Genomic DNA, 1,556 nt, shown 5'->3' on the forward strand with positions numbered 1-1,556 from the left:
CCAGGAATCCTCTTCGGGTCATCGAGTCTCGAATCCGGCGAACACGCCCGAGGATACGCACGAAGCGCGGTCCTGGCTCAATCACCTCGCCGAGGAGATCAGGGCGCCGCAGTTGGCGTCCTCGGCCAGACCCGGATCGACGAAGGCCGCCAGCGCCGCGAGCGGATTGACCAGGGCCGCAAGAATGCCGCCCACGCCGACCTGGGCCGCCACGGCCCCCCGGTCGAGGTCGACCTTCGGCGAGGTCAGCGGTCCCCGCACCAGGATCGGGGCCCACAGTCGGATCAGCCGCGCCTCCTTGGTCTCCCCGTCGATGCGCAGGTTGATGGTCTCGGCGCCGAGATCGATCGTGCCGCTGCCTGTGGCCAGAACGGGGGTGGTGTCGACGACGAAGGTCTTCGCCGTGGCCGTGCCGCCGCTGACCGTGAAGTCGGCCACGGCGCAGCGGATCTCAGCCGTCGATTCGTCGTCCAGCTTGAACAGCCCGGCCAGGACGTGGACGCCCATCAGCTCGGCGAAGGCGGCGCGCATCCGGCCCTGCGGCACGACCAGGCTGATGGTCCCCTTCGATCCGGCGGCGAAATCGTGAACCGAGGCCCCCGGCCCCTCAAGCCGCGCCCGGCCCAGCGCCCGGCCCGTCACGGTCGCAACGCCGTCGCGCGCCGGGATGATCGACTCCAGCGGATAGTTGCGCAGGCGAAAATCGATGGCGCTGTATGGCATGTCGCGGGTTGCATTGATCTTCGCCGTGCCGCGCAGCTCGCCGCGGTTGAAGGCGAAGGCGACCGGGTCGAGGTTGAGGATGCCGCTCTTGAGGTCCGCGCCGATGTCGACCTCGCGCACGTCGAGGTCGTTGCGCTTCACCCGCGCCGCCCTGTAGCGCAGCGTCCCGTCCATGACCCGCAGCCGCTCCACGTTCAGCGGCGCGTCCGGCAGCAGCCGGCCCGGCGCGCCCGAGGAGGCCACCGTGTCGCCGCCGGGGGTGACCCGGGGGTCCGCGCCCAGCACCGCCATCAGATCGTCGATGTCGAGCAGGCGCGAGCGCAGGTCGGCGTCGACCCGGAGCCGCTCATCGACCCGGTCGACCACGAGATCGCCCGACAGGTCGGAAGAGCCGACCCGGCCGCTGAAATCGGCGAAGGTGTATTTCGACCCGTCCCGCGTGAGCTTGCCGGCCAGCTGGTAGGGCGGGGTGTTGGGGGTGGTGACGCCGGTCAGCAGGTAGATGTCGGCGAGATCTCGGCCCCGCAGCTTCAGGGTGGCGTTGAAATGGCCGAGGTCGAAGGGCCGGGTGATCGAGCCGTCGGCGATCAGCCGCGTGCCCACGCCGGCGATCTCGCCGTGAAAGATGTAGGGCCGGTTGCGCCGGATGTTGATGAACGGTCCGCCCCGAACCATTACGGTCAGAGGCGTGCCGTTGACCGTGCCCTCGCCGTCCAGATGGAAGCCCGCCTGCTCGTCCGAACCCTCCCGCGCGTTGATCACGGCCTCGAGCTTGATGTTGCGGCCCTGCTCGTCGAGCGTGATCAGGCCGCCCTGGATCAGAAGCCGGTTGA

Annotated in this window: 1 protein-coding gene; it reads right to left on the reverse strand. The window is 69.7% G+C overall.

From position 1 onward, the window contains the following. Positions 1–81: 81 nt before the first annotated feature. A partial coding sequence (locus RDU12_RS15720) for an AsmA family protein (protein WP_308685603.1) occupies positions 82–1,556 on the reverse strand: 1,475 nt, incomplete at its 5' end.

This window comes from Brevundimonas sp. (genome assembly GCF_031082345.1).
Lineage (GTDB): Bacteria > Pseudomonadota > Alphaproteobacteria > Caulobacterales > Caulobacteraceae > Brevundimonas.